5 protein-coding genes are annotated in these 2,648 nt (G+C 30.9%); all 5 read left to right on the plus strand.

Annotated elements, in window-relative coordinates; genetic code table 11:
* Nucleotides 1-198, plus strand: a 198-nt coding sequence (locus PF569_07200) for a hypothetical protein (protein MDA3856022.1), incomplete at its 5' end; no start/stop codon positions are given.
* Nucleotides 198-851, plus strand: a complete 654-nt coding sequence (locus PF569_07205; GenBank protein MDA3856023.1) for a hypothetical protein — start codon at nt 198-200, stop codon at nt 849-851. The genes PF569_07200 and PF569_07205, both read left to right, overlap by 1 nt.
* Nucleotides 852-868: 17 nt before the next feature.
* Nucleotides 869-1,204, plus strand: coding sequence for a hypothetical protein (locus PF569_07210; protein MDA3856024.1), 336 nt, complete (start codon nt 869-871; stop codon nt 1,202-1,204).
* Between the two features lie 23 nt (nt 1,205-1,227).
* Nucleotides 1,228-2,406 (plus strand): hypothetical protein, encoded by a 1,179-nt coding sequence (locus PF569_07215; protein ID MDA3856025.1) that lies wholly within the window; start codon nt 1,228-1,230, stop codon nt 2,404-2,406.
* Nucleotides 2,399-2,648: hypothetical protein (locus PF569_07220; protein ID MDA3856026.1), on the plus strand; the 250-nt coding region annotated here is incomplete at its 3' end. The genes PF569_07215 and PF569_07220, both read left to right, overlap by 8 nt.

Below are 2,648 nucleotides of genomic sequence, written 5' to 3' on the forward strand. Positions count from 1 at the left end.
AAGAATGATCCTAGATCAATTGTTAAAATGCCAGATATGAGTAATACAAACAATATGACAGTAGACAATAGCAAAACAAACTCAATATTAAAAGAGTTACTAAGTGTAATGAAAGAAAAATCTATGGGAACTAATGTCTATAGTAATCAAGGAACTACCAGTTTAGAGGCTGTTAGAATGTTAGGAGTAGCACAGTAATGATAAAAAGAGGATTAGTATATATAAGAGATTCTAGTGAGAAGGAAACAGACTTAGCCCTAGGAAAAGACTTAATTCTTGAGAGTGATATATCTCTTGGTATTAGTAATGATTATCAACCACTACTAAGTGGGGGAATAGCAAGTGCAATAAGTCTAGTTAGTTCAGCTACTAAGGGAAAGATTCCAGCAGGGTTTAGACAACAAGGTTTTCAAGTATGGAGAGGATCAAGTCCTGTAGAGCTGAAGTTAAGTGTAAGTTTACATATGGTGACATCTGGTAAACTAGATGTAGCAGAACCAGCAAAGAGTTTAATTGCTTATAGTGTACCTCATCTTAAAGAAAACGGATGGGGCTTAGTGCCTCCCGGAGCTAGTATTTCAGCTATTTTAGGAGACGGTAAAATTAAAGAACTTAAAGACAACTATAATATTGATATTAAAAATTGGTTTGACGTAGATAGTGGTAAAGGTTTTGTATCTATATCAATAGGAAACTATCTAAATCTTAGTCAATGTATAATTAAAAATGTAATACCTACATACTCATTACAAGAAGACTCCGAAGGATATCCTATAAGCTGTAAATTAGATATAGATATTTCTACACTAGATATTGTTAATGATAAGATGATTAAAGAACTATCACTTTAAAAAGGAGTTAAGAAGATATGAGTAAATCAAGATATATGTTAATGACCGATTCAGATAGTCAAGTAGACTCAAACGGAATACCGAGAATTGATATTCTTACATTTCCTATCAATGATTTTAAACCTCAAGATATATTATTAGATTGGACACTAAGTGAAGATGAAGTCTATAGATTTGATATATTTATTCTAAAACATTACGGTAGTACTAATTACTATTTACCAATGATAAAATGGTTTAATGGATTGTTTGAAATGGATGACAGATGGATAGGAAAAGAGATTAAATTAGTGAGTAAAGAGGATCTTGACAGATTTTTGAGATCAAATAAAGTTAAGTTAGAGAGAGGTTAATTTACTAAAAGTACTATTATAGTATGGAATATCAAGAAAACTTTGACATCGATTTTAAATTTGAAGGAACATCACTAGAAATGCTACCTTCAAACTACTCATTTAGTATAGAGGACTCAATATATGAAACATATCCAAAAGGGGAGTTCATACTAGATGACTCTATAGGTATACTACAAGATATGTTATTCACTATAGAAGGTGCAAAGTATGAGCTTACTATAGGATTTGGAGATGAGTCAATAACCAATCCTTTTATAGTAAAAGATGATACACTAGATGAAAGTCTAACAGTAGGACTAGTAAATGGTGATGTAAAAGTACGACTAATACATGAGTTTAAAGATAAACAAGAAATAGCTTCAAAGCATTTTAAAGATAAGATTTCATCTATAGTAAAATCTCTAGCAGGTAGCTTCCCATTTGCAAAGTTCAATATTGACGAGACAGGAAATAATCAGTCATGGTATCAACTACTTAAAAATCAAGTGGACTTTATAAATGAGAATCTTCTTCCATTTGCATTTTCTAACTCAGCTAATAAGTCACCATTCTTCTTTTTTATTGATAATAAAAATCAATATAACTTTAAAAACTTCTACTCTATGATCAGAGAAAGCAAGACTATCCCTTTATATTTATCCAACAAAAATAAAGAGGGATCAAACAATGAATCAATATTAGGTATTAAAAGGCTAAGAAAAGGGTTAGATATAACATATGATTTACGACATAGAAGGATATTCTCTTTTGATAGTAAAACAAGTGACATAGTAGAGACTGAGGACTATTTAGCAGACTATCCATCAGATAATAAGTCTATTCCTATAATAGCTGATAAAACTTTAGCTACTAGTTACTATCTACAAGATGATGGGGATGGAACTACAGTTAGTAAAGAAAATTTAAAAGGTTTATTAAACTCTAGTATGAAAAATTCAATGACACTAGATAGATTTGTAATATCTCTACCGTTTAATCCCAGTTTAATAGCAGGAGTAGCAGTTGAACTAATTATACCTAGTTCTGAAGACTCTGATACAAGTGGCTTTAGTATGCTAGGAGTATACTTAATAGAGAAAAGTGTTGTAGTATGGGATGGTAAAAATCAAATGGCTAGTACACATTGTGTTATAGGAAGAAAAAGTACATTTCTACCATCTAGTGTATATGCTTTAAAAGGAAGGTTAATAAATGCCTAATAACACAATAAAATTAAATCTATACAGAGGTAAAGTAATATCAATAGATGATCCTGATAAGAAGGGAAATGTTCAAGTTCAGTTATTACCTGAGATGGTAGATATTAGTCCTGAAGATTGTCCTTGGTTTGCACCTTTTACAGGAAACTCTAGTGATAACGAGATGAAGAGTAACCTTCCAGAAGTAGGATCTTTAATTTGGCTATTAGCTGATGATTTATTTTATGATAGATATTATACAG

Source organism: Candidatus Woesearchaeota archaeon (assembly GCA_027858315.1).
Classification (GTDB): Archaea; Nanobdellota; Nanobdellia; order Woesearchaeales; family UBA583; genus UBA583.

Coding starts and splice junctions, on each gene's coding strand:
- PF569_07210 (MDA3856024.1), top strand. CDS start 869: ATGAGTAAATCAAGATATATGTTAATGACCGATTCAGATAGTCAAGTA.
- PF569_07215 (MDA3856025.1), top strand. CDS start 1,228: ATGGAATATCAAGAAAACTTTGACATCGATTTTAAATTTGAAGGAACA.
- PF569_07205 (MDA3856023.1), top strand. CDS start 198: ATGATAAAAAGAGGATTAGTATATATAAGAGATTCTAGTGAGAAGGAA.